Origin of the sequence: Haloferax profundi (assembly GCF_001469865.1) — an archaeon.
Taxonomy (GTDB): domain Archaea; phylum Halobacteriota; class Halobacteria; order Halobacteriales; family Haloferacaceae; genus Haloferax; species Haloferax profundi.
The window spans coordinates 1-23305 of the sequence record NZ_LOPV01000072.1 but is presented as its reverse complement, the minus strand read 5'-3'; the positions used below and the strand labels follow the sequence as shown (position 1 = coordinate 23305).

The 23305-nt window shown below is 63.3% G+C and carries 30 protein-coding genes and 1 pseudogene; 13 read left to right on the top strand and 18 right to left on the bottom strand.

Annotated features, from left to right (window positions below):
* Together AUR66_RS03790 and AUR66_RS03785 are read left to right on the top strand one after the other, a co-directional pair.
* Positions 1 to 237, top strand: a pseudogene (locus AUR66_RS03790) (sulfite exporter TauE/SafE family protein); the annotation flags it as partial.
* A gap of 83 nt (positions 238 to 320) precedes the next feature.
* Complete coding sequence (locus AUR66_RS03785; RefSeq protein WP_058571179.1) at positions 321 to 1043, top strand: fumarylacetoacetate hydrolase family protein; 723 nt, start codon at positions 321 to 323, stop codon at positions 1041 to 1043.
* A gap of 50 nt (positions 1044 to 1093) precedes the next feature.
* Here AUR66_RS03785 and AUR66_RS03780 read toward each other — a convergent pair whose 3' ends face one another.
* Complete coding sequence (locus AUR66_RS03780) at positions 1094 to 1312, bottom strand: hypothetical protein (protein ID WP_058571178.1); 219 nt, start codon at positions 1310 to 1312, stop codon at positions 1094 to 1096.
* A 202-nt stretch (positions 1313 to 1514) separates the two neighbouring features.
* Between AUR66_RS03780 and AUR66_RS03775 the strand changes: the two genes are divergently transcribed.
* The gene (locus AUR66_RS03775; RefSeq protein WP_058571177.1) at positions 1515 to 2123 is read left to right on the top strand and encodes a translation initiation factor IF-2 subunit beta; all 609 of its coding nucleotides are present in this window, start codon (positions 1515 to 1517) and stop codon (positions 2121 to 2123) included.
* A 132-nt stretch (positions 2124 to 2255) separates the two neighbouring features.
* Here the strand turns inward: AUR66_RS03775 and AUR66_RS03770 are convergent, their stop codons facing one another.
* On the bottom strand, positions 2256 to 2465 hold the full coding sequence (locus AUR66_RS03770; protein WP_058571176.1) for a hypothetical protein: 210 nt from the start codon (positions 2463 to 2465) through the stop codon (positions 2256 to 2258).
* A gap of 66 nt (positions 2466 to 2531) precedes the next feature.
* On the opposite strand from AUR66_RS03770, the gene AUR66_RS03765 reads away from it, so the two are divergent.
* Positions 2532 to 3071 carry a GNAT family N-acetyltransferase gene (locus AUR66_RS03765; RefSeq protein ID WP_157532984.1) on the top strand — a complete coding sequence of 180 codons (540 nt, stop codon included), beginning with the start codon at positions 2532 to 2534 and terminating at the stop codon, positions 3069 to 3071.
* 41 nt (positions 3072 to 3112) lie between these two features.
* Positions 3113 to 3724, top strand: coding sequence for a methyltransferase domain-containing protein (locus tag AUR66_RS03760; RefSeq protein WP_058571174.1), 612 nt, complete (start codon positions 3113 to 3115; stop codon positions 3722 to 3724).
* Positions 3725 to 3758: 34 nt separating this feature from the next.
* Here the strand turns inward: AUR66_RS03760 and AUR66_RS03755 are convergent, their stop codons facing one another.
* A complete protein-coding gene (locus tag AUR66_RS03755) occupies positions 3759 to 4778 on the bottom strand; it encodes an NAD-dependent epimerase/dehydratase family protein (RefSeq protein ID WP_058571173.1) in 1020 nt (339 codons plus the stop codon).
* 82 nt (positions 4779 to 4860) lie between these two features.
* Here AUR66_RS03755 and AUR66_RS03750 point away from each other — a divergent pair, with 82 nt between their 5' ends.
* Positions 4861 to 5904, top strand: a complete 1044-nt coding sequence (locus AUR66_RS03750) for a helix-hairpin-helix domain-containing protein (protein WP_058571172.1) — start codon at positions 4861 to 4863, stop codon at positions 5902 to 5904.
* A gap of 148 nt (positions 5905 to 6052) precedes the next feature.
* Complete coding sequence (locus tag AUR66_RS03745) at positions 6053 to 6481, top strand: universal stress protein (protein ID WP_058571171.1); 429 nt, start codon at positions 6053 to 6055, stop codon at positions 6479 to 6481.
* Positions 6482 to 6608: 127 nt separating this feature from the next.
* On the opposite strand, the gene AUR66_RS03740 is transcribed toward AUR66_RS03745, so the two are convergent.
* The gene (locus AUR66_RS03740; RefSeq protein ID WP_058571170.1) at positions 6609 to 6884 is read right to left on the bottom strand and encodes a hypothetical protein; all 276 of its coding nucleotides are present in this window, start codon (positions 6882 to 6884) and stop codon (positions 6609 to 6611) included.
* A gap of 140 nt (positions 6885 to 7024) precedes the next feature.
* On the opposite strand from AUR66_RS03740, the gene AUR66_RS03735 reads away from it, so the two are divergent.
* The gene (locus AUR66_RS03735; RefSeq protein WP_231727749.1) at positions 7025 to 7189 is read left to right on the top strand and encodes a hypothetical protein; all 165 of its coding nucleotides are present in this window, start codon (positions 7025 to 7027) and stop codon (positions 7187 to 7189) included.
* A gap of 16 nt (positions 7190 to 7205) precedes the next feature.
* Here the strand turns inward: AUR66_RS03735 and msrB are convergent, their stop codons facing one another.
* The 5 genes from msrB to AUR66_RS03710 form a co-directional block, all read right to left on the bottom strand.
* The gene (gene msrB / locus AUR66_RS03730; protein WP_058571169.1) at positions 7206 to 7610 is read right to left on the bottom strand and encodes a peptide-methionine (R)-S-oxide reductase MsrB; all 405 of its coding nucleotides are present in this window, start codon (positions 7608 to 7610) and stop codon (positions 7206 to 7208) included.
* A 38-nt stretch (positions 7611 to 7648) separates the two neighbouring features.
* Positions 7649 to 8065, bottom strand: a complete 417-nt coding sequence (locus AUR66_RS03725; protein ID WP_058571168.1) for a hypothetical protein — start codon at positions 8063 to 8065, stop codon at positions 7649 to 7651.
* A gap of 6 nt (positions 8066 to 8071) precedes the next feature.
* Positions 8072 to 8776 (bottom strand): RAD55 family ATPase, encoded by a 705-nt coding sequence (locus AUR66_RS03720; protein ID WP_058571167.1) that lies wholly within the window; start codon positions 8774 to 8776, stop codon positions 8072 to 8074.
* Positions 8777 to 8861: 85 nt separating this feature from the next.
* On the bottom strand, positions 8862 to 9635 hold the full coding sequence (locus AUR66_RS03715) for an aldo/keto reductase (RefSeq protein ID WP_058571166.1): 774 nt from the start codon (positions 9633 to 9635) through the stop codon (positions 8862 to 8864).
* Positions 9632 to 10348, bottom strand: a complete 717-nt coding sequence (locus AUR66_RS03710; RefSeq protein WP_058571165.1) for an HAD family hydrolase — start codon at positions 10346 to 10348, stop codon at positions 9632 to 9634. The genes AUR66_RS03715 and AUR66_RS03710 overlap by 4 nt, the downstream gene beginning before the upstream one ends.
* Before the next feature lie 131 nt (positions 10349 to 10479).
* On the opposite strand from AUR66_RS03710, the gene AUR66_RS03705 reads away from it, so the two are divergent.
* On the top strand, positions 10480 to 11514 hold the full coding sequence (locus tag AUR66_RS03705; RefSeq protein ID WP_058571164.1) for an NAD(P)/FAD-dependent oxidoreductase: 1035 nt from the start codon (positions 10480 to 10482) through the stop codon (positions 11512 to 11514).
* Between the two features lie 42 nt (positions 11515 to 11556).
* Here the strand turns inward: AUR66_RS03705 and AUR66_RS03700 are convergent, their stop codons facing one another.
* Entirely contained in the window at positions 11557 to 13287 is a 1731-nt protein-coding gene (locus tag AUR66_RS03700; RefSeq protein ID WP_058571163.1) for a Rieske (2Fe-2S) protein, read from the bottom strand.
* A gap of 206 nt (positions 13288 to 13493) precedes the next feature.
* Between AUR66_RS03700 and AUR66_RS03695 the strand changes: the two genes are divergently transcribed.
* The gene (locus AUR66_RS03695) at positions 13494 to 14357 is read left to right on the top strand and encodes a CehA/McbA family metallohydrolase (RefSeq protein WP_058571162.1); all 864 of its coding nucleotides are present in this window, start codon (positions 13494 to 13496) and stop codon (positions 14355 to 14357) included.
* 26 nt (positions 14358 to 14383) lie between these two features.
* Here AUR66_RS03695 and AUR66_RS03690 read toward each other — a convergent pair whose 3' ends face one another.
* The 3 genes from AUR66_RS03690 to ahbB form a co-directional block, all read right to left on the bottom strand.
* Entirely contained in the window at positions 14384 to 15286 is a 903-nt protein-coding gene (locus tag AUR66_RS03690; RefSeq protein WP_058571161.1) for a CPBP family intramembrane glutamic endopeptidase, read from the bottom strand.
* 129 nt (positions 15287 to 15415) lie between these two features.
* On the bottom strand, positions 15416 to 16135 hold the full coding sequence (locus tag AUR66_RS03685; RefSeq protein ID WP_157532983.1) for a hypothetical protein: 720 nt from the start codon (positions 16133 to 16135) through the stop codon (positions 15416 to 15418).
* 87 nt (positions 16136 to 16222) lie between these two features.
* Positions 16223 to 17266, bottom strand: coding sequence for a siroheme decarboxylase subunit beta (gene ahbB / locus AUR66_RS03680; protein WP_058571159.1), 1044 nt, complete (start codon positions 17264 to 17266; stop codon positions 16223 to 16225).
* Positions 17267 to 17374: 108 nt separating this feature from the next.
* Between ahbB and AUR66_RS03675 the strand changes: the two genes are divergently transcribed.
* Positions 17375 to 18442: an anthranilate phosphoribosyltransferase gene (locus tag AUR66_RS03675; protein ID WP_058571158.1), complete on the top strand. Its 1068-nt coding sequence runs from the start codon at positions 17375 to 17377 to the stop codon at positions 18440 to 18442.
* 24 nt (positions 18443 to 18466) lie between these two features.
* Here AUR66_RS03675 and AUR66_RS03670 read toward each other — a convergent pair whose 3' ends face one another.
* The 4 genes from AUR66_RS03670 to AUR66_RS03655 all read right to left on the bottom strand — a co-directional run bounded on the left by AUR66_RS03670 (position 18467) and on the right by AUR66_RS03655 (position 20722).
* Complete coding sequence (locus AUR66_RS03670) at positions 18467 to 18955, bottom strand: hypothetical protein (RefSeq protein ID WP_058571157.1); 489 nt, start codon at positions 18953 to 18955, stop codon at positions 18467 to 18469.
* Positions 18956 to 19258, bottom strand: a complete 303-nt coding sequence (locus AUR66_RS03665; RefSeq protein WP_058571156.1) for a hypothetical protein — start codon at positions 19256 to 19258, stop codon at positions 18956 to 18958. It lies immediately after the preceding gene.
* Positions 19259 to 19333: 75 nt separating this feature from the next.
* Positions 19334 to 20362, bottom strand: coding sequence for a succinylglutamate desuccinylase/aspartoacylase family protein (locus tag AUR66_RS03660; RefSeq protein WP_058571155.1), 1029 nt, complete (start codon positions 20360 to 20362; stop codon positions 19334 to 19336).
* Between the two features lie 129 nt (positions 20363 to 20491).
* Positions 20492 to 20722, bottom strand: a complete 231-nt coding sequence (locus AUR66_RS03655) for a YgaP family membrane protein (protein WP_058571154.1) — start codon at positions 20720 to 20722, stop codon at positions 20492 to 20494.
* Positions 20723 to 20935: 213 nt separating this feature from the next.
* Between AUR66_RS03655 and AUR66_RS03650 the strand changes: the two genes are divergently transcribed.
* Complete coding sequence (locus AUR66_RS03650) at positions 20936 to 21454, top strand: peptidylprolyl isomerase (RefSeq protein WP_058571153.1); 519 nt, start codon at positions 20936 to 20938, stop codon at positions 21452 to 21454.
* A 6-nt stretch (positions 21455 to 21460) separates the two neighbouring features.
* On the opposite strand, the gene AUR66_RS03645 is transcribed toward AUR66_RS03650, so the two are convergent.
* Complete coding sequence (locus tag AUR66_RS03645) at positions 21461 to 22750, bottom strand: hypothetical protein (protein ID WP_058571152.1); 1290 nt, start codon at positions 22748 to 22750, stop codon at positions 21461 to 21463.
* Positions 22751 to 22843: 93 nt separating this feature from the next.
* Between AUR66_RS03645 and AUR66_RS03640 the strand changes: the two genes are divergently transcribed.
* Complete coding sequence (locus tag AUR66_RS03640; RefSeq protein WP_058571151.1) at positions 22844 to 23188, top strand: ferredoxin; 345 nt, start codon at positions 22844 to 22846, stop codon at positions 23186 to 23188.
* The last annotated feature ends 117 nt before the right edge of the window (positions 23189 to 23305 follow it).

The window sequence follows — 23305 nt, the reverse complement described above, 5'->3', positions numbered from 1 at the left end:
GCGACGTCCATCGTCAACGAGGACGAAATCAAGATTTACTTCGGCCTGATGCTGCTGCTCGGCGCTCTCGCAGTCGCCGTCCGGCAGGCCGGTAACTACCTCGGCATGGGCGTCCTCGACTACGTCAGCCTCGCGCTCATCCTCGGGTCTGCGTTCATGGTCGCCGGCGCTGTCATCTACAGCGCCCTCAAGTCCATGCGTGCACCCGGTTCCGCCGGGACGTCGACGGCCGACTGAGCTCACCCCATCGACGGCCGTTTTCTGTTCTCACCTTGCGCAGACACATCGCTTGAAGTGAGTGGAGCGTCCACTCCACAGCGATGCGATTGGCACGGATTCGAACCGACGACGGTGTCGCGACAGGACGGTACGACGAGGGCCTCGTGACGGTCGACGGCGAGGAGTACGAAGTCGGCGTCGACGCCGACTTACTCGCGCCGTGTGAACCGTCTGCACTCTACTGCGTCGGCCGCAACTACGCGGCGACAGTCGACCAGATGGACTACGACATTCCCGACCAACCGGACTGGTTCATCAAGCCACCCGTCTCAGTGCTCGACCCCGGTGCAGACATCGAGTACCCGTCGTGGACCGACGAACTGACCTACGCGGGGGAGTTGGCCGCCGTCATCGACCACGAGTGCCACGACGTGGCCGAAGACGAGGTTTCCGACGTCGTCCGCGGGTACACCATCCTGAACGACCTCGACGCCCTCGACCAACCGGGACGGACCGCTCGAAAGGCGTTCGACGGGTCCGGTCCACTCGGCCCGTGGATAGAGACCGACGTCGACCCGTCCGACCTCGACATGACGACCCACGTCGGCGGCGAGTTGCGGCAGGAAGCGAACACCCAGCAGATGCTGTTTTCACCCGCCGAGGTCGTCTCGTTCCTCTCGGAGCGTTACACGTTCAAACCGGGCGACGTCGTCTCGTTCGGCAGTCCGGCGAACCCCGGACTCGTCGAACCCGGTGACGACGTCGAGATTTGGTACGAAGGCGTCGGCACACTCACGAACACCGTCGTGGACGCGTCTGACTGACGACGGCGAGGCGAGAAGGGGAGTGACCGGCGGCGAGTCGTCGCAGACGTTCAGTTCAGCGCGTCGACTTCGTCGGTGAGGTCTGTCGGTTGGTCCACTGGACCGTTGACGAACAGGCCGTGACCCATCACCGCTGCTGCGACGAAACTGAACCCGACGACGGCAGTCGTCGGTTCCATCGCGGTGAGCTGTCCGACGAGAACCCCGAGGACGAGACTCAGGAAGATTCCCGCGAGAACCAGGTCGTAGTACTGCCACGTGTACCCCATACGAATTGATTCGAGCGCCAGCACCGAAGGAGTACCGACCAGTTCCGCACGGGATGATTTTGAAACGAAGACCAGTGGCGCCGAATGGAGTCGCTTCGGTTCGCTCGTGCCGTCATCGAACGACGGGGCGGTTCCACCCTCGTCGCGTCCTCGGGAAAGACGCTCACGGAACGGCTATACGTCGGCAGACACTCCAAGGCCTATGGAGTATCAATCTGCGCTCGACCGGGCGCTCGATATCCTTCCGGAACGAAACGTCGAACAAGAACGCCTGAAGATACCAGACCCCGAAGGCGAGACAGACGGCGCGTTCACGCGTCTCACCAACCTCGGCGAAATCGCCGACGCACTCTCGCGGACGACCGAACACCTCCACAGTGCCATCCAGCGCACGTTCGGTACGAGCGGCCAACTCGAAGGCGACCGCGCCCGCTACAGTGGGTCGTTCTCCATCAACGACTTCGAAGAGGCCCTCGACGACTACGTCGAAGAGTACGTCACGTGCTCCGAGTGTGGCCTCCCCGACACACGCCTCGTGACCGAAGACGGCGTCGACATGCTTCGCTGTGAGGCGTGTGGTGCCTTCCGACCCGTCCAGAAACGCTCCAGTACGAGCAAGAAGCGCCAGCGCGAAGCAGTGGAAGAAGGGCGCACCTACGAAGTCGAAATCACCGGGACTGGCCGCAAGGGCGACGGCGTCGCCCAGCGCGGGAAGTACACCATCTTCGTCCCCGGTGCCCAGGAAGGCCAGACCGTCCGCGTCTACATCAAGAACACGAGTGGATCGCTCGCGTTCGCCGAACTCGCCTAATCGAGTCGCAGCGTCTCTCGTCTCTGTTCTCACTTCTACGTTTCTCGCTTGGGAAGAGTCACGACGCTGTCCTGTGAACGTCGCGTCTCGACTGGCCGACCACGAGCGACGCGAAAAGTGAGCAGGACAGCGTTATTCGTCGTCGCTTCCACACCGTCGGCCGACGACGAACAGGGCGAGGAAGACGAAGACTGCGCCCTCGATTCGCGCCACCGTCGTCACCCACGGCTTCGCCGTCATCTCGTCGCCGTCTTCGTAGGCGACGCGAGTCAGCGCGTCGACGAGTTGGTCGGGAAACAGCAGTTCTACGATGCCGAACACGGCGAGTAGTCCTCGAATCATACGAGTATATCGCCCTACTATCGGTGAAAAACCTCTGTCAGTTCTCACGAGACGAGAGAATCGAGTGTGCTTAGCCGGCGGGCAGTCTCAGACCACACGATGGTCCTCATCACACAGGAGACTCCTGCCGATACCGACGCCGTCGCCGCAGTCCACGCCGCCGCCTTCCCCACCGACGACGAGGCGATACTCGTCGATGCCCTCCGCGAAAATGACGCGTTCGAACCCTCGCTCTCGCTCGTCGCTCGCGAGGACGACGACGTCGTCGGGCACGTCCTCTGTACGCGAATCACGGTCGAAGACGCCCCGTCGATTCCGGCACTCACGCTCGCCCCTGTCGGCGTCGTTCCGGAAGAGCAGGGCCGAGGAATCGGGACTTCGTTGGTCGAAGCGGCCCTCGACGCCGCCGCCGAGGGAGGGTTCGACCTCGTCTTCCTCCACGGTGACCCGGTGTTCTACTCACGGTTCGGCTTCCATCCCGCAGGCATCCGTGGGTTCGAGAACCCGTTGGAGACGCCGCCAGAGGTATTCATGCTCGCCACGGTTGGCGACGACCCGGAGACGGGTGGCCCGCTTTCGTACCCCGAACCGTTCGACCACATCTGACCTCCTCGGGATTTATTTTCGTTCGCCGAGGCCTCACAGTCATGCGATTCGAGGAGTTACAACGAATCTACGACGGTGACGAATACTACTGGGGAACCGAACCGAATGGACTCGCGACTCGTGTCGCCGACGCCGTCTCGGCCGAGACACATCCCTCCGTCGTCGACGTCGGTGCAGGAGAGGGACGCGATGCAGTCTACTTCGCCGAGCAGGGATTCGACACGACGGCTATCGATATCGCGCCCAACGGCCTCGACAAGGCAGAACGATTGGCCGCAGACCGAGGTGTCGAACTCGACACCCGCCGCGGCGACGTGAACGACCTGACGTTCGACTCACAGTGGGACCTCGTCTACTCTATCGGGACCCTCCAGTATATTCGTCCGGAGAACCGAGCGTCGCAGTTCGAACACTTCCGTGACGCGACGCAACCCGGCGGCGTCCACGCGGTGTGGGCGTTCGTCGACCACCCCGACGTCGCACCCGCCCCCGACTGGGGAGACAACGAGTACCTGTACGACCCCGGTGAACTGCGTTCGTACTACGACGGGTGGGCCGTGCTCCACGCCGACGACTACGTCTTCGACGACGACTCCGCAGGCGAACCCCACCAGCACGCCTGTGAGGAGTTGATTCTTCAGAAACCCGAGTGAGCGCCGTTGCGACGACTGCGAACAGTGGCCGGCGTTAGTTGGCGTCCTCGAACGAGTCGACGAACGAGTCGGTCGCTTCGGTCCACGCGGCGACGAGCGTGTCGTCCAGCGGTTCTGTCTCCCAGCGCTCGACTGCGTCGTGGTCGTCTAACCACTCGACAGTCCGCCCGACACCCGTCTCGAAATCGACCGTGTAGCGGAAGCCGAGGTCCGCGATGGCGCGCGAGTTGTCGAAGACGGTGCTGTACTGGAAGTGGTCACGGAGCATCCGTGTCCGCTCCGGGGCGACGCGTCGGAGAACGTCCGTGGGGATGTGGACGAGGTCCGGTTCGGGTGCGTCGAGGGCAGACGCCACGCGTCGGTGGTACTGGTTCCACGTCATCGTCTCTTCGCTCGTGACGTTGTACGCCCGGCCACCGACGCCGGGGCGTTCGACTGCGCCACGGAACGCCCGGGCCACGTCCTCGGTGTGGCACGGCCCCCACAGCGATGTGCCGTCGCCGTGGACGACGATGGGTTTCCCCGCGCGGATTCTGTCGACGTAGTACGACCCCATGCCGAGGGTGTGGACGAGGGTTCCGCCTTCGCCGTAGGTGTTCCACGGACGGAGGACGACGACGTCGAAGACGCCGGATTCGTGCGCATCGAAGAACACGTCTTCGGCGGCAATCTTGCCGGCGGCGTAGTCGCTCACGGGGGGATTTCGGGGACTCGATTCGGCGACGGGATTCTTCGGTGGCGGTCGGTGGTACACGTCTATCGTGCTGCAGAACACGTATCGGTCGACGACGCCGTCGCATATTTCGACGGCCGAACGAGCAGCATCTGCGTCGAAGCACGCCAAATCGACCACCACAGACGGGTCGGCGTCGTGAACGGCGGCACGGAGTGCTGCGTCGTCTCCGCGGTCACCAGTGACGCGGGTGACTCCCTCGGGGAGGGACCCGCCCGTCTCACCTCGCTGAAAACTCGTTACGTCGTGGCCGGCGTCGGCGAGTCGCCGGACGATGTCTCGGCCCAGAAGCCCTGTTCCGCCGATGACAAATACGTGCATGCGTCCAGAGCGTCCCGCGAACGAATAAAGACCCGTGGGTGTACCGAAAACACTCATCCTGTTAGAGTGGTTACTATAGACCATGAAAGTCTACCTCACAGACGGTACGAGTTTCGAGTGCGGTGGGTACAAAGCGCTCGACTCCGGTGGTGTCGTTCTCACGTCCGACAAGAAGCGAAAGAAGGTTGTCGGCTACGTGCCCGCGGAGGCACTCGTCTACATCCTCCCAGACGAAGTCGCGGCCGAACGCGACAGGAACGAACGAAGAGAAGAGGCGGCGGGAGAGACCAAAGTAGAAGAAGAAGAGGAAGGAGAGAGCGAGGACGAAGAAGAGGAAGGAGAGGAAGGAGAGGAAGAAGAGAACGAAGACAAAACGGAGTCCGAGGAAGGCGAAGAGGAGGCGGAATCGGGGTCCGAAGAAAGCGGAGAAGAAGAGGAGGAGGAAGGAGTCGAAGGTGAGGGGGCGACTGAAGTCGCCGAAGGGGAAGAGACACAGTCGGAATCAGGCAGCGACTCAGAAGCAGGCGAAGCAGCACCCGGCGAATCGTCCGAGGCTGAAGAACAAGCCGACGAGACTGCAATCGGCGCAGGTGTCGAAGCCGGTGTCGAAGGTGTGACCAAAGCCTCGCCAGAAGAGACTGGGACCGACCATACCCACGAGGATATCGTCGAGAGAGTCGATCACCTCGAATCACGCGTCGATGGACTCGACGGGCGAGTCGATGCGATGACCGAACAACTCGCAGACATCGTCCCGGCTGTCGAGACGGTAGTCGAAGAAGAACGCGACCCAGAAGACCTGCGGAACATCCGCGGAATCGGTGAGGCGTACGCCACTCGCCTCCGGGCCAGTGGAATCGATACGGTGTCGGCACTCCGAAATGCTGGCGACGAAGACATCGCGGCGGCGGCCGATGTCTCCGAACGGCGCGTGACAGACTGGAAACGACGCGCCGAGTCGTACGCCGAATCCACACTCGTGGCAGAACCGGATTCCGAGTCGACCGACGAGTCGACATCCGGCGACGAAGAAGACACCGACGAAGTTGACGATGGGGAGTCCGACACAACGGGTGGGGGCGAACCAACCGACGAGGGTGACCCCTCGTCAGGCACCGAATTCTGAGCGCCCGCCATCTGCGTTGCAGGACACTGTTCCAACGTCGATGTAGCGACGGCGGTACCACCGTCTGTGACTGTCGCAGGGTTGGTAGTTCCCAACACGCGGGAACCGACTAAGAGGGTTGATACAGTTGGAGTCTAATCTCCGCTTGATGTACGACACCATCCTCGTGCCAATCGACGGGAGCGATTCCATGACGCCAATCGTAGAAGACGCCGCTGCGTTTGCCGCAGAGCGCGAGGCGTCGGTGTTCCTGCTGTACGTGGTCGACAAGCGCGCGTTCTTGACGCTCGCACCAGAGCGACAAGACGAGGTGTGCGACGAACTCGAATCGAAGGGCGCGGCCGCCCTCGACGTGGCCAAAGAGGCCATGGCTGAGTACGGCGTCGACGCCGAGACCACGCTCCGCCGCGGCGACCCGGCAGACGAGATTCTCGACTACGCACGGGAAATCGACGCGGACCTCATCGCGATGGGAACGCACGCCCGATTCGAAGACAACATCCTCGGAAGCGTCTCGCGGTCCGTCGTCATCGAGTCGGATATTCCCGTGCTGGCGACCCCCATCAAGGCCGACTGACCGTCTGAACGAGTACGTCTCGCGAGCGAGGCTACCGCGGTGATTGCTGGACACTGTTTTCCGGACCGACGGGCGACGAACGGAGACGAATCGCGGCAGGTGTACGAACGACGCGACCACCCGGGCGCTACGTCAATCTGATGAACAAGAGGACGAGGCCGAACAGTGTCGATACCGCGCTGACGAGTAAGAGTCCGCCACTCACGACGAGGGTACGGCCATCGAGTGCGGGAACGGTGCCACTGGTCGTGAGACTCGAGAGCGTGAGTCCGGCGGAGATGTCTGAGACTGGCGCGAGGACGGCGAGGCAGAACAGGACGAGTCCACCGACGACGAGAACATACGGTGTGACCGACGAGTTCCGACGAGGTGTGTGATGGGTGGTGGAGTAGCCGCGAGACATATTTCTCGTACGTCGGCATCGCTGTTTGGTACGAGTCGGCTACCGTGACTGTTCAGCCGTTAGATGCGTCCTAACCCGCCAGTTTGGCGTCCCTCGTGCGCGCCAGAAGTCCGTGACCTGCCGAACCACTTCACGCTGAGTTGCTGCTCTTCACCGCAGCGTTGCTCCTGTACGCGCTCACGTCGAGTCCGCTCCTCTCGCTCCTACTGGGCTTCCGTGGGAGTGGTCTGGGGCCGTTTACGTTCCTCCCGGACCTGTTCGCGGCCGTCGCAATCACGTTCCTCACGTACCAGAGTTCGGCGTAGGGCGCGTGAAACGTCGCTATTCGTCTGATTCTGGTTCGAAGTCGAGCACGACCGAGTTGATGCAGTAGCGTTTGCCCGTCGGTTGTGGGCCGTCGTCGAAGACGTGGCCGAGGTGACCACCGCAAGTCGAGCACACGACTTCGGTGCGGTCCATCCCGTGGCTCAGGTCGCGGCGGAGTTCGATGTTCGAGTCGGTGGCGTCGTAGAAACTCGGCCACCCGCAGTGCGAGTCGTACTTGGTCTCGGAGGTGAACAACTCCGTTCCACAGCCGACACAGCGGTAGACGCCGTCTTCAGAGCGGTCGACGTGGTCGCCCGAGAACCGTGGTTCGGTCCCCTGTTCTCGGAGGACGCGGTAGGCGTCCTTGGAGAGTCGTTCCCGCCACTCTGCCTCCGAGAGAGTGAATTCAGCGTCGCTCATGCGTGAAGAGACGAACCCCAGAAAGAAAGCGGCGTCGGCTACTCTCGTCGGAGGAAGTCAGGAAGTCGAAGCCGTGCGAAATCGTCTGACTGGAGGTCGAGCACGTCGATTCGACCGACTGCCTCCGGGACACCCTGCTTGTCTGTTGGCTTCCGCATGGCCACGTCGGCCCGACCCGTCGTCTTCGGCGTCGTCTCCTCGTCGACGAGTGCGTCCCACAGTTCTTGTTTCGTGTCGTACTCGCCTCTGTTGCGGGCGACACGCTGTTTCCCCTCTTCGAAGGAGAGTTGGAGGACGCTCCGGCCGTAGGCGGTGCTCGCCTGCCGGCGAATCCGCTCGAACTCGCTCGGGTTCGGCGCACCGAGGGCGGTAGAGACGCCGAGTGCGTACATCCGGCGGATGGCCTCTTCGTCCGAAATCGTCCGCCAGTCCGTCCCGAAGGCCCGTTCGTACATGGTCCCTCAGAGGTCGACCTTCGACCGGGGGTCTACCACGAGCCCGTTGTCGGTGAAGGAGAGCGACCGGATGTCGCAGTCGATGTTCGTCCCGCGCATCTTGATGACCTGAATCCCGCGTGTCATCCCCGTCGCTTCGAGGTAGTTGTGGAAGAAGACGACACCGTGAGCGAGGAAGTGCTCGTCAGAGTACGACGAGGGGTCGGTCATCTCGGAGATGAGGAGCGTCGTCGCGTCGCCCTGCTTGAGCGCGGTGAGAAAGCGCGTCATCTCTTCGGACCCGTTGGCGAAGAACAGACGCAAGAGCATCGTCGAGTCGATGACGAGACGGTCGACCTGTCGAGAGTTGACGAAGGCGACAATCTTGTCGGTGAGGCTCTGCACGTTCGACGTGCTGCCACTCTGTGAGAACTGGTTGAGGAGGTGTTTCCCCTTCGGACTCACGAGGTTGATGTACCGGAAGCCATCCGAATTCGTCAGCGTCTCGAACCCGAAGTCGAAACTCGACATGTCGTTGATGAGTTCCTCTTCGGTTTCGTGCATGGTGATGTACATGCACTGTTCGCCGTTTCGAAGTCCTTCGGCGATGAACTGCGCCGTGAACGTCGTCTTTCCACTCCCCGGCGGCCCACTCAACACGTAGAGACGTCGTGGAAGGAAACCACCCTGGATGAGTTCGTCGAACCCGCTTACCCCACTCGGAATCCGCATGGTCGGACACACCGTGCGTCCTATTATAATCATTCCGGGACAGGTATCACGAGTGATATTTCTGCCCCGTCGGACGGCACATCTCTCACTCTGGGTAGAGCTCGACTTCGCGTTCGACGCTATCGATAGCGGCAATATCTTCGTCGTCGAGGTCGATAGTCACCGCTTCGAGGTTGGCCCTGAGGTGTCTCTCACTCGACGCTTTCGGGATGATGCACACACCTTTCGTGGCCAACCACGCCAGACTCACCGATTCAGGGGTCACGTCGTGCTTCGTTGCGACCGAGACGACTTCGTCGACGTCGCCGACCTGTCCGCCCGCGAGTGGTGAGTACGCGACCACACTGTACCCGTGCTCGTCGGCGTGTTCGAGGAGTTCCGGACGCTGGAACAACGGGTGGTACTCCGTCTGGTGAGCGACGAGTGGTGCGTCCAGCAGGTCGAGTGCCTCGTCCAACTCACCGACGGTGAAGTTGCTCACCCCGACGGCACGTGCACGTCCGTCGTCCACGAGTTCGTCGAAGGCCGCCAGTGTCTCGGGTGGGTCGTACGTCTCGACGGGACGGTGGACGTACAGGAGGTCCACGTAGTCGGTTCCGAGACGGTCGAGACTCTCGTCGGTGGTTCGGAGCACGTCGTCGTAGGCGAGACTGTCCGCCCAGACTTTGGTCGCGAGATAGATATCGTCTCGTGGCGTCTCTGCGGCGGCGACGGCGTCGCCGACGACTGCCTCGTTCTCGTATATCTGTGCCGTGTCGACGTGGCGGTAGCCCATCTCCAGTGCCGTCGTCACAGCGCTGGCCTCCTCGGGTGTATCCAGCCCCATCGTTCCGAGGCCGAGTTGTGGGACGCGAGTCATCGGGTCACTCCGTCACCAGCGGACGACGAGTCGGTGCGGCCACCGTCGGTGGCGACGGGAACACCGTCGATAGCGAGCAAGTCGTCGAGTCCGGATACCTCGTGTGTCGGGTCGGGCGAAGGCGTGTGGTCGGCGCGGTGGTCACGGCGGATGAACGCCGAATCGACGCCCGCCGCGTGGGCAGCGGCGATGTCGACGTCGCTGTCACCGACGAAGAGCGGAGACTCGACACCGAGGTCGGACATCGCCTGTTCGAGGTAGTAGGGTTCGGGTTTCTTTCGGTGGAGACTCGTCATCGACGGTTCCCGGCCGTAGGCCGTCCCGAACAACTCCGTCGCGTCGAGGTGGTCGAGGACGTAGTCTATCGTCGCTTGCTGGTTGCTCGAGACGATTCCCATCGGCGCGTCGATTCGGCGAATCGCGTCGAAGTCGTCGTAAGGCGCCTTCAGGCCGTCGGCGATGGCGTCGCACTGGTAGGCCGACGACTTCTCGTCGCGGACGCGAAACAGCGTCTCGGGGTCGAGGTCGTAGGCGTCGGCGACGGTGTGCACGTCGTCGGGGGTGACGTGGATGACCATCTGCCGGACGTGCTCTGGGTCCGGGTCGACGACGCCGAGTTCGTCGAAGGCGGCCCACGTCGCGTCGTGGAGGAGCGAGATATCGACGAGCGTGGTCAACACGCCGTCGTGGTCGAAGATGACCGAATCGTACATACGTCTCGTGCGGGTGCGAGACGTGAATCGTTTTCGCCTCACCCGCGCATTCCGCCGCGGTGCGAGTCTTTTAGCGCATCGAAGACACAGATTGAGACGATGCTGGCTGGACTCACACGCGGGGTGTCGAGATGACGCGCGACGTGTGTATCGTCGGAGCGGGGGCCGCAGGGGCTGGTGCGGCCTACGCACTCCGCGACGCGAACGTGAACGTGACCATTCTGGAGAAGAGTCGCGGGGTGTGTGGGCGCGCGGCGACACGGCGGAGACACGGGTGTCGGTACGACCACGGGGCCAACTACGTCAAAGACTACGACCACCGAACCGAGCAACTGATTCGCAGCCTCGGCGAGGACGGACTGGTCGATATCGACGAACCCGTGTGGACGTTCGACGCCGACGGAGTCGTCTCGAAGGGCGACGGGCGCGACCAACACAAGTGGACGTGGGCCGACGGAATCACCCAACTAGCCAAGCGACTGCTCGCCAGAACGGACGCCACCGTCGAACGCGAGACGCGGGTCGCGGCTATCGACCACAACCCGGACACGTCCTACTGGTCCGTCGTCGACGAGTCTGGGACTCGCCACGGACCGTACGACGTGGTCTTGTTGACGCCGCCTGCACCCCAGACGGCGAGTCTGCTCACCGAGATGGGCTGGGGTGACCAGTGTATGGTCGGTCTCAGAGAGGCGATTGGGAGCGTCCAGTATCGGACGATTCGGTCGGTGATACTCCACTATCCGTTCGAGCGCGACGAACCGTGGTACGCGCTCGTCAACCCAGACAAGCAACACCCCATCGGGTGGGTCGCACGCGAGGAGTGCAAAGACGGGCACGTCCCCGACGGCGAGAGCCTCCTCGTCGTACAACCGAGTCCCGAGTGGTCGGACGCACACTACGACGACCCACTCGACGAGGCGGCAGACGACGTTGCCGACATGGTCGCCGACCTCCTCGACGACGAGAGACTGCGCGACCCCGATTGGGTCGACGACCAAGGGTGGCGCTACGCCCTCCCCGACGGCGTCGCAAACCGAGAGGTCATCCGCCGTGGCGAACCCGACGGTCTGTTCTTCGCCGGCGACTGGACGGTTGGCGAGGGTCGGGTCCACGCCGCACTGTGGAGCGGTATCGAAGCGGGCGAACGAATCGTTGAGAAGTGAGGAGAGAGGGGGGGACCCCCTCGCGACTCACGCCGTCACGCCCTACTCGTGAACCGACTCGCCGCGCTGGAGGCGGGCAGCGATAGAAAACGTCTGTTCACGTTCGCGTCGAGTCGGCGAGTGCGCCGAGAGGTAGCGGGCGACACCGACGAAGAGCGTCCGTGCTTCTTCCGGCGGCCGGTTCGCTGCCTGTGCGAACCCCGCTTCGAGCGCCTGATAGGTGTGGAATCCGGCGTCTTCGACGAGGAGTGCACTCCCGAGTTCTCGTCTGAGCGTCGCTGGGTCGCCACCGGCGTCGAGGAAGTGGGCGGCGGCCTTGCCGGCGGCGTTCACCCGACCCTCTGCGTCGAACGCCGCTTCGAGCGTGTCGAGTTCGACAGATGGGTTGGCATCGGGGTTCTCGGGCGGGAGCGGTGCTGGTGGCGTGTTCAAGAACCGGTCGAGGTAGACGTTGATTGCGGCGTCGAACACACCGCGGTAGAGTTCCACCGCGTCCGTCCGTCTCGTCAGTTGGTGGACGGCGTTGGCGTACGTGAACGTGTGGTGGACCGTGTTCCAGTCGTTGAACTCGTTGCTCGTCGTAAACTGTGCGACGCGCATCCCTGCCGCGAGTGCCACGACGTCGGCGAGTTCTTCGGGCGTCGCACCGTGGCGAATCGCGTCCACGAGGGCGTCGACGATGGCGTCCGGGTCGTCGCTGAGGAGGGTGTCGAGCACGTCGTCGGGGCGTGACCACGTCTTTTCAGACCCGAACTCGACGAACCGGTCCAGTTCGTCGAACACGTTGTCGAGGAGTTCGGCGAGATTGATTGGCCGCCGCCACTGTGCGGTTTCTTCGGCCCGGTCTGCAGTCGCGAGGCCACGGACGAGACTCGGAAGCACCTCGTCGGCGTATCCCCATCCGACGTGGTCGAGTGCCTCGCAGGCTTTGTTGACGTAGTCGAGGACGTGTCCCGTCTGGATGTAGCGGTGGTCTGTCGCCGCGGTGGCGAGGAGTCGCGCGAGGTGTTCGTCGTCGTATCCGGCGTCGATGGCGGTTCGGAGGACGCGTTCTGCACCGGACGGGTCTCGAACTTCGACGTTCTCGCGGAACCACGACAGGAGTCGCTCGAAGTCGGTGTCCGTCGCGCCGAGCGCATCCTGTTCGAACTGCGGCGGTTCGTTCGACACGTCGCTGCCGACTTCCACGAGGCCGTGGTAGAGCGCGCGTTTCTGGTCCATCGGGTCGAGGTCAGGGAGGACGTTCGCCATCGCGGTCAGGATAGTGAGACCCGGTCCCCAGCCCTGCCGCCGATATCGACAGCCGAATCGAATCCCCGTCACCATCGGGTCCGTGGCGTCGACGCCGGTGTCGAGGAGGCCGATGACCGACTTCGCGACAACGAGTCGAAGGTTCTGTTCGAGACCGTCTTCGAGTCTGTTCGACCAGTGGACGTGCGGTGGGTCGTCCGGTTCCGGGTTCGGGTCGACGTAGACCGTTCCGTCGCGGATGTCGACCGGATAGGTGAGTACGTCGTCGGCCCACGGGTCGAACGTGTCGCCACACGAGAGTTCGAAGCGGGCGTGGTGCCAGTGGCAGGTGAGGACGCCGTCGTCGACGCTTCCCTCGACGAGGGGAAAGCCCATGTGCGGGCAGGCGTTGTCGACCGCTCGAACCTCGCCTTCGTGGACGAAGAGCGCGATTGCACGACCATCCACCCCGACGGCTTCACGGCCGGACGTGCGGAGGTCCGCGAGTTCGACGGTAGGGACGAATCCATCTGAAGGTGCCATACGATAACACACGTCGGAGAAAATCGTAAAGGTTCGCTGAAACGACGTTGTGTAGGAAGTGTAACAATTCGGCGTTTTTCCCGGATTCTGTCTCTTCAGGCTCTGTGCGGTCGATGTGGCGTAGAACGGCGTCGCACCGAGACGTACGCCAGACGCTAACACGATTCGGGCATGCCTTTTTCGTCGCCCACGCCTAACCACCGAGTGTGTCCGCGCTGACCGTTCGAATCGACCCGCACGTCCACTCGGAGGGGTCGTACGACGCCCACGACCCGGTCGAACTCATCTTAGAGCAGGCCGCGGAGATTGGACTCGACGCCGTCGTCATCACCGACCACGACGTCATCAACGAGTCCATTCGAGCGGCGCAACTCGCACCGATGTACGGCCTCGTCGGCATCCCCGGTGTGGAAGTCTCGACTGCCGACGGCCACCTCCTCGCACTGGGCGTCGAAGAACTCCCGCCCCGCCGTCGCCCACTCGACGAGACTGCCCAGTGGGTGCGTGACCACGGTGGCGTCGCAATCGTCCCGCACCCCTTCCAGCGGAGTCGCCACGGCATCCGAAAGAGGCGACTCGGCCGGTATCACGACACGTCCGGTGGTGACGCGTTCGACGCCATCGAGACGTACAACTCGTGGCTCTTCACGGGGTACAAGAACCGCCGCGCTCGCCGATTCGCCGCGAGGAGACAGTACCCCGGCGTCGCCGGGAGCGACGCCCACAAAGTCGGGTACGTCGGCCGTGCCTACACGGAAATCGAGATACCCAACGTGTCGCGCGCCTCGCTCACCGCCGACGACGTCCTCGACGCGATTCGCAGTGGTTCGACGCGGGTCCAAGGACGCCGGACGCCGATTCCGACGAGTACGAAACACTACGTGGGTGCGGCGGGGCGGAAGTCGGCGTACTACGCCAAACGCGGCGCGCTGACGAGTGGCGTGTTGGCGAAGAAAGGAGCCTTCAAATCGGCGTACATCGCGAAGGTTGGCGCACTCAAGAGCGGCTATCTCGCGAAGCAGGGCGCAGTTCGCGGAGCGCAGTTGCTAGCCCGGTTGTCGCCGCTGTAGCAACCACGGGAGTGCGGTTTTTTGACTCAGTCTGCCCGACCAGGACGACTGACGGGTGGCGTCGCCTCCGGGAACCCACTTGTCGCCGCGGGTTCGCGGGAGAGATGGTCCATCCCGCGAGTCGCGACGAGGACGAGTGCGACCACCCACACCGCCACGGCAAACGTCCCGATTGCGGCCACCCGAACCTCGTCGTAGATGGGCGTACCGACGACGGCGGCGTCGATGGGAACGAGACCACTCAGGATGTTCATCGCACCGTGTCCGAGCATCGCCAGCCATGCGCTCCCCGTCTCGTTGTAGAGCCACGTCAAGACGAGCGAGAACCCGACCATACTGACGCCCCACAGCACCTGTTGGCCGAGTGGCCACGTCCCGTGCGGGGCCGACGTGGTGAAGAACAACGGAAGATGCCAGAGTGCCCAGAGGACGCCGATGAGGAGGCCGGATTGAACCGCGCCGTACCGGGCCTGTAACCGCGGGAGCGCGAATCCACGCCAGCCGAGTTCCTCTTTCCCGCCACCGACGATTGCCTCGAAGACGATGAAGAGTGGGAGCGTCAGGTAGAACGCCGCACCCATCTCGAGGACGCCCAGGTCGATTGGATACCCGAGGAGACCGTACATGACCGTCCCGAGTGCGACGAACACGAGTGGGAGGACGAGGACGGCAGCGTACCACCGAAGCGAGAGGCGCCAGCGGAGACGCGGCACGAACCACGCACGAATCGACTCACCGCCGGCCCAGAGGACGACGGCGGCGGCGACGAACGGGCCGAGAGCGCCGAGGGTAAAGAGCCCCCACGTGGCCCACGATGGCGGTAACTCGAACAGGAGGACCGGAGCGTCGATGGCCCAGGTAATCGCGAACGAGAGGACGAAGAACGCGACGATTGGGTGTGTCGTGATTCGACGACGAATGGAGGACATCGTGTTTCACCGACACTAGTTGGTCGCGCCAGCGTATAATCCAAGACTGCCGTTCTCTCGAAGAGAGAACGGGTACGAAAAGAGAGGTGCGCGCCACGAGGGGCAGTCGACGGCCGGCGCGCAGTGTACTCAGGCGACCACCGGTTGGCCCGGTGCAGGGTATTCGAGGTAGAGTCGACCGAAGAGGGCGTAGGGCCACCCCCAGCATTCGACGTCTCCGTGCGTGCGGGTCGAGCGTGACGGTGTCACGTCACCGAGGTCGAGTCCGTCGAGTGTCCCGCTGGCCGCGTCGACGGCGAGAATTCGGTCGGTGTCGACCCTGTATCGGACGCCAGTCTCTGTGCGCCCACGTATCTTCGACCCACCGGCCGGCAAGAGAGCGTTGAACACGCGAGTACTGGTCGCGCTTCCGATGGCCGTCTGCGCAATGGCGTCCGGAAACAGCGACGAGAGAGTGTCCGCCACGCGTGTCCGTGGGGTCGCCGTGAGGTCGACGCGAAGGTCGAGCGTCGTCCCGTCGGCGCTGTCCATCCCGACTTCGAGTGCCTCGCTGTCTGCACGCTGCCACGCGAACGCGGCCTCTTCGACCCGGTCGAACTCGTGGTACGCCACGATGTACTCCGCCGCCTCGCTGGATGTGTAGAGTGCCAACTCGCCGTCTGGCCGCTCGAGCCACAGTTCGGCGTACGAGTCGACCGGCGTCGGCGTCTCGTCGAACGCGACGACCCACAGCGTGTGGCCGCTCTCGAATCCGATGTACGGACAGACGACACCGGAGAACGGTCGCAACGGCCCCCGTATCCCTGGTGGATATCGGTATTGCTCGTCTGCCCCAGAGGTAGTGCTCATGGATAACTCGCGTAGAATAATGCTAGCAACCGACATTACGGTTGTGTCGAACGCGTCGCTGTCGGCGAATGTCCGCAAAAGCGTCGCTTACTCGGACGAACTGACCAGTTCTTCGTACTGCGCGCCAGTCTGTTTGAGCGTCTCCGTCGAGTAGAGTCGTTCGTGGTCGAACGGGAGGTACTCGGCGGCGAGTTCGTCGATTTTCGCGTCCACGGCGTCGGCGTCGCGGCCGTGAATCATCGTGAAGAGGTTGTACGGCCAGTCCTGTTCCGGACGACGAGGCCGGTGGTAACAGAGGGTGACGTACGGTAGACTTCCGACGACTTCGCCGCGTGCGTCGAGTTCGTCGTCGGGGACGTTCCAGACGACCATGCAGTTGTTCCGAAAGCCGGTGACGACGTGGTTGACGATACACCCGATGCGTTTGATACACCCGTCGTCGCGGAGGCGCTCGATTGCGGCGATGACCTCGTCGGTGTCGGCGTCGATGGCGGCTGCGACGTCTGCGTAGGGAGTCTTCGTCAATGGGAAGCCGTCTTGAATCTCCACGAGGAGGCGTGCGTCGAGGTCCGAGAGGTCGCCTGTCGCCTCCTCGGAGATTCGAGTCGCGCTCACGTCGGTCTCGTCGAGACTCTCGCGGGCGAACCGGTCGTCGTTCATCACGGGGAACTCCAAGTCGATGTAGTAGTCCGTGAGCATCGGGAGGTTGAGCACCTCACAGCCAGTTCGGTCTTCGATTTCGGAGAGGATGCGGTCGCGCGTCTCGCGTGACCCGGCGGTGACGACGAACCACATGTTCCACTCGTGGTCGCGGCGGTAGTTGTGGTTCACCTGCTGGTAGCCGTTGATGACTTCGGCCACATCGTCGAATCGCTCCTCCGGGGCGGAAACGGCAGCGAGCGTCGAACTCCCGATGACGGGTGGGTTGAGGACGGCACCGAACCGGCGGAAGATGCCCTTCTCGCGGAGGTGGCGAACCCGGTCCAGCGCCTCCTCCTCGTCGATACCAAGGTCTTCGGCGACGACGCGGAAGGGTCGCGCTTCGACAGGGAAGCCACTCTGGTACTCGTCGATGAGCGCGGCGTCGACCTCGTCGAGGTCGGCCCGCCAGTCGTCCGACAGCGCGGTCATTACCACGGCTTAGGAGTCGGAGGGCCTATCGCTTTCGGACCGCCGGACGGGTCTTGCTCGGCGGGACCGAACAGGACGTTTTTTGCACGCTCACTCGAAGGTAGGACCATGGCAGCAGTCGACAGCGAGTTCGGTGAGTGGCCGCTGAAACGTCTGATGACAGAAGTCGTCGGCACGGGAACGAAGTCCGCCGAGGACATGACGCGAGCGCAGGCGATGGAAGCGATGCGGCGTATCCTCGCTGACGAACCCGACCACACGACGCTCGGCGCGTTCTGGTTGGCCAACCGCTGGAAACACAACAACGCCGAGGAACTGGCCGCGTACACCGACGTGATGGCTGAACACGTCCAGTACGCCGAGCCGAAAGTCGACCCCGTCGACTGCGGCGCGAACTACGACGGCAAGGGCAAGACGGCCATTCTCGGCGTCGCCGCCGGCGTCACCGCCGCCGCAGCAGGCACGCCCGTCGTCGTCCACTCCGGCGACCGTGTTCCGACCCAGAAGCAGGACGCCTACAAGCACGTCCTCGACGAACTCGGCGTCCGAACGGAACTCGAACCCGACGAGTCCGCCGACATGGTCGACGACACCGGGTTCGGCTTTTACTACCAGCCTAAGTTCAACCCGGCTATCCACGCCCTCTGGGAGCGCCGTGACAACATGGGCGTCCGCACCTTCGTCAACACCATCGAGACCATCGCCAACCCCGCGAACGCCTCGACGCACCTCGGGTCGTTCTACCACCTCGCGTTCGCCAAGAAGATGGTGAACACGTTCGAGGAGAGCCACCACCACGACCTCCGCCGCGTCGTCATGTTCCAGGGGATGGAAGGCTACGACGACATCCGCCCCGGCTACACGAAAGTCGCGGAGTGGACGAACGGCGAGTTCGACGACTTCGAAATCGAGACGGCCGAGTACGGCATGGACTTCGAGTACGACGACCTCGGCGTGGACGAAGACGACGTTGCCGGCGACTCCGCGACGATTACGGAAGAAGTCCTCTCGGGCGAACGCGAGGACCGCTTCGCCGACGCCGTCGCCCTCAACGCGGCACTGCGTATCTACGCGCGCGAAGACGCCGACTCCATCGACGAGGGTCTGGAGATGGCTCGTGAGGCTATCGACTCCGGTGCCGCGGCCGAGGTTCTCGAAGACCTGCGCGAGTTCTAAGAGTCAGGTAGCGGTACCCCGTTTTCACTCGAAGAGTTGCCGAGCATACCGGTAAATCGGCGCACCAAGCCAGTCGCGCCCTTCTGCAATCGCCTCGAACGCCGATTTCGCTTCCGCAGCGGTGAGCACATCGCGTTTGACCAACGCACGAAGAACGATTGGTGAGAGTGCAACCTCAGCATCGACCAAATTCTGGAGTTCTGGAAGTGCCCGATAGTCGTCGGTGATGAGAAACGCGGCATCAACTTCTCGGGCCGCCGCGACACAACTTGCTTCGCCGTCGTCGATACGACTCGTCACGAACTCGTCGCCTGTGGTATCGACGACGCGGATAGCCGCGACTGCGTCGAGAATAGTCGATTCCCCGTCTCCGTGATTGTCGTCGTAGGCTGCGGTCTCTTCGAGTTCGTCGAGGACTGCCTGTGTGGTGGCGATATCGAACTCGTCCAGAACAGTTTCGAAGACGCCGCCAACTGCGAGCGAGATGAACGCACTCGTGTCAACGACGAGCATTCAGAGGTCTGCGAGTTTGTCTGCGAGTTCTTCGCCCCGGTCGAGGACCTGCTTCGAGGCGCGAACTGCCTCGGCGTCCTGCCGTCCGATAATCTCGGAGAGTTTGTCGAACTCGATGTGGTCGTCGAGGTAGAGTTCGACGACTGCCTCACGGAAACTCTCTTCGGACTCTTTCTCTTCGAGGTACTGTCTAAGAGCTTCGACGAGTATCTCTGTTCGGTTCTTGTGGCTGACCTCCGCAGCGATATCGGCGTGCGTAATCAGGTCTTCCGGAAGTCGGAAGTTGACCCGTTTGGTGCTCATCGTTGTACATACATTGTGTGTACAGAATCAAAGGTGTGTCGCCGACGAGCGTCGGCACAGAGTCGAGCGGCGCTCTTAGATATCTAGTTGGTCGTCCGCCTCACCGAACGGGTCGTCTGCGCCCAACTCGTCGTTTCCGCCCTCCTCCAGCGGAAGTGCCACGCCGACGAGCGTCTTCCCTGCCGTGACCGTCGCCTCGCGCGTGATGGAGTAGACGACACCCGCACGCTCTGCTTCGACTTCCTGGAGGACGGTGTACTTCGTCGGGTCGTACACCCACCCGAGGTGGTCGCCGGGGTGGACCTCGCGTCCGAGTTCGAGGTCCTCGCGGGCGACGAAGAGGCCCGACGTGTCGGCAGAGACGCGCCCGAGGTGGTTGCGGTAGGTCTGGCCGTCCCACGAATCGACGGCACCCGGGAGGATACCGAGACTCCGGCAGACGTTGAGCAGGCCGTCGACGCCGGCGACGATGGCCGATTCGACGAGTTGCTTGTTGTGTGCGAGTTCGGGCGTGATAGAGGGAATACCCGCTTCCGTGGCCGCGACACGGAGTTTGCCGTCGAAGTTGCGCTCAGACCACTCCTGTTCGGCGTCTTCGCCCGCGGCCTCTGCGAGGAGCAAGTCGACGCCGAAGGCTTCGGCGAGGTCACGTGAGGCATCGTCGTTCTGGCGGTAGACCGTGTGGGTGAGCATGTCCGGACTGCCAGTGTGGAGGTCAACGATAGCATCCGCGTCACCGGCGTACTCCCACAGGGATGCGGCCATGCGTTCGTGAATAGACCCGTCGGGGTCGCCCGGCCAGACGCGATTCATGTTGGAGTGTATGGAGTCGATGGCCTCGGGAGTGACGTACGACACTCGGTCGAACGTCAGGGGGTCGGCGATGGGGACGGCGACGACGCGGCCTGTCAGGTCCGAGCGTTCGAGTCGACCGTGGAGTCGGCGAAGGACCTCGGTTCCGTTTATCTCGCGGCCGTGTTGGGCTGCCTGTAGGTAGAGTGTCGGCCCATCCGTGCCGTCGTCAGGTTCGTAGACGTGGACCGTCGTCTGCACCGGGACGCCAGAGGGGAGGCGAGCGAGCGTCACGGTCTCCGCAGTGTGCATATTCGACGCAATGCGGTCGGGTGTCTTGTAGTTAGTGGGGACTCGGGACGGCGTGAAAAAATGGACCACGACGCCGACGGTGGTACTGAGACGGTCGCAGAGGGATTTACTCGCTGGCGGACATTCGTGTCAGTTGCGTCCCGAGGTGTCGATACCGAACGGCAGATACAGTGGGCACGTCTGTTGGAACCCGGTCACGACCAAGACGACACCGAGGACGAGGGCGACGATGCCGCCGAGCATCGCTGAAATCGGGCCGAGCGAGACGGCACCCGCGAGTGTCCCGAGACCAAGGACGCCGAGCAGTGCACCGAGTGCGAACCGAACCATCCGGTCGAGGCTTCCGACGTTGTGCTTCATGTGAATCTCGGTCGTGTCTTAGAATTACAAGATAAAAACGTCGGCGACCGTTCCCACCGGTTGGTAGCCCCACTCTTCCGTGCCGAGCGTTGCGCCGGCCACTCAAAACCACTGTCGTCGAGAGAGCGACACCGTCGGCGGACCGACTGGGTGTCACCTCGCTGCTGTTCCGAAGGCGGCACGGTTTTCACTCGCCCGCACGACGGACGAAGTATGAGCGACAACCCAACGGCCACGCTCCACACGAACAAGGGCGACATCACGGTCGAACTCTTCGCAGACAAGGTCCCGAACACCGTCGAGAACTTCATCGGCCTCGCGACAGGTGAGAAGACGTGGGTCCACCCCGAGACAGACGAGACGATGGAAGGCGAACCCCTCTACGAGGACATCCTCTTCCACCGCATCATCAGCAACTTCATGATTCAGGGTGGAGACCCGACCGGAACCGGCCGCGGCGGCCCGGGTTACACCTTCGACGACGAGTTCCACTCGGACCTCAGCCACGACGGCCCGGGCGTCCTCTCGATGGCGAACCGCGGACCCAACACGAACGGGTCGCAGTTCTTCATCACGCTCGACGCGCAACCGCACCTCGACGGCAAGCACGCCGTCTTCGGTGAAGTCGTCGATGGCATGGACGTCGTCGAAGACATCGGTTCGGTCCCGACCGACCGCAACGACAAGCCAGTGTCGGACGTCGTCCTCGAATCCGTCGACGTCGACCAGTAGACACAGTTATCCAGTCTGGTTCGCCACACCGTCTTCGGCGGTCCGGTTCGTCGGTCGGTCCTCGGGACCGGCCCACTGTGGCGGCGTGACCGTCGTGTCACCGACGGCGTCGTATTCGAACCAGACAGTGACACCGAGTCCATCGCGCGTCTCGTAGGAGACTCGCGTCGACCGGACGAACCCACTTTCTTCGACGAGTGCAGTGAATTCGTAGTCGCGGGAGCGCGGGAACTCGTTCCCACTTCCTTCGACGCGGTACACCACGACGCCGTCTTCGACTGTCGAGTTCACCACTCGGGACCGTTCCGTCGAGAGGTACCACTCGACGTATCGTTCCGCGCGGGTCGCGTGTCGTCCCGGACCGTCGCGAACGGCAGGGTCGAGAACGCGCGCAGCGATGCCGTCGGGTTCGTTCGGGCGGCGAGCGTAGCGTGTCGAGCCATCGGCGTAGGAGTCCTCGGTCGCAGTCGGCCGGGGGAACGCTCGCAGTCGGCCGACACGCTGCACCTCGGAGGTGTACACGTGCGGTTCCTCGACGTGGACGACTTCCACCTCACGGCCCGTCTCGTCGCCCGCAATCGACTCTCGGTAGACGACTGTCCACCGGTAGGATTCGTTCGCCACGACGCGCCGGTGTGCGGTGGCGAGGAGTGTCGCGTTCTCGACACCCGCAGTCGTCACACCGGGCGCGATAGTCCATGGTTCGGGCGTCACCGTCGGCATGGGCGTCGAACTCGGGGGCGATTGTGATTGTTCGGCCCCACCACCCAGTCCCGGCACGACGCCCGGAACTCCTGCTGTGGCGACGATGGCGAGGGTGAGCAACGCGGCCACGGCGACGAGAACGATGCCCGACCGGGCCGACCTGAACCGCGACGTGAACGAGACACGCCTCGGCCGTGTCGCCGCCGACTGCTCGCCGAGAGTCGTCCCGAAGTGGGTTTCGACGAGTCGGTCGCCTACGTCGCTAGGAAGGCCGTAACGGACCAATTCGTAGAGGTCGCCGAGCGAAAAGACGTGGACGCTGGGTTCGGACGCAGCAGCATCGAAGGCCGCGGCATCGAGTGCGACGACGACGTCGACTTCGTCCGGAACGCTCGGGCGAATCCCGAACCACCCACTGGCCACGAGCGCGATGTGTCGCGTCTGCGTCTCTGTTCGGGCGACGACGACTGACCCGTCGACTGTCGTCTCCCACCCTCGGGCGGCCCAGACGTCGGCGACGAAGTGACGGCGTTCGCTTGGCGTCGCCGCGCGAACGAGGTCACCGAAGCGCTCCCGAGGAGTGTCGCCCATCGTGTCGAATAGGGTCCCGGCACCGATAGTCCCACCGGGGTCTGGCGACCCGGGACCGACAGCGCAAAGTCCACCGGGTTGTAAGCACCGTCGATGAGTGAGGAGTCCGACCGACCGAAGCCGAGTGACTTCGGGTCCGACGAGAACGCCCCGCCGGTCGAAGAAAAGCCCTACAAGATAATCTTCGAGGCCAACAAGTGCTTCGGGGCCGGTCGGTGCGCGGAAGTCGCCGACAACTGGGAGATGGACCTCGATACCGGTCTCGCCCGCGCGAAGTCGTACTTCGTCGGCGAGGACGAACTCGACGAGAACGTCCGCGCCGCAGAGGTGTGCCCGGCGAAGAAGGGTCGCGGCGTCATCCACGTCGTCGACCGCCGAACCGACGAGGAGATATCACCCAACCCGCACGGCGACGGGACCCTCTCGGTCGACTGGTAAAACGAAAGCACTTTTCTGTCCCTCCGAGAACGGTCAACTGCGCGGGGGTGGCTGAGCCAGGCCAAAAGCGGCGGACTTAAGATCCGCTCCCGTAGGGGTTCGCGAGTTCAAATCTCG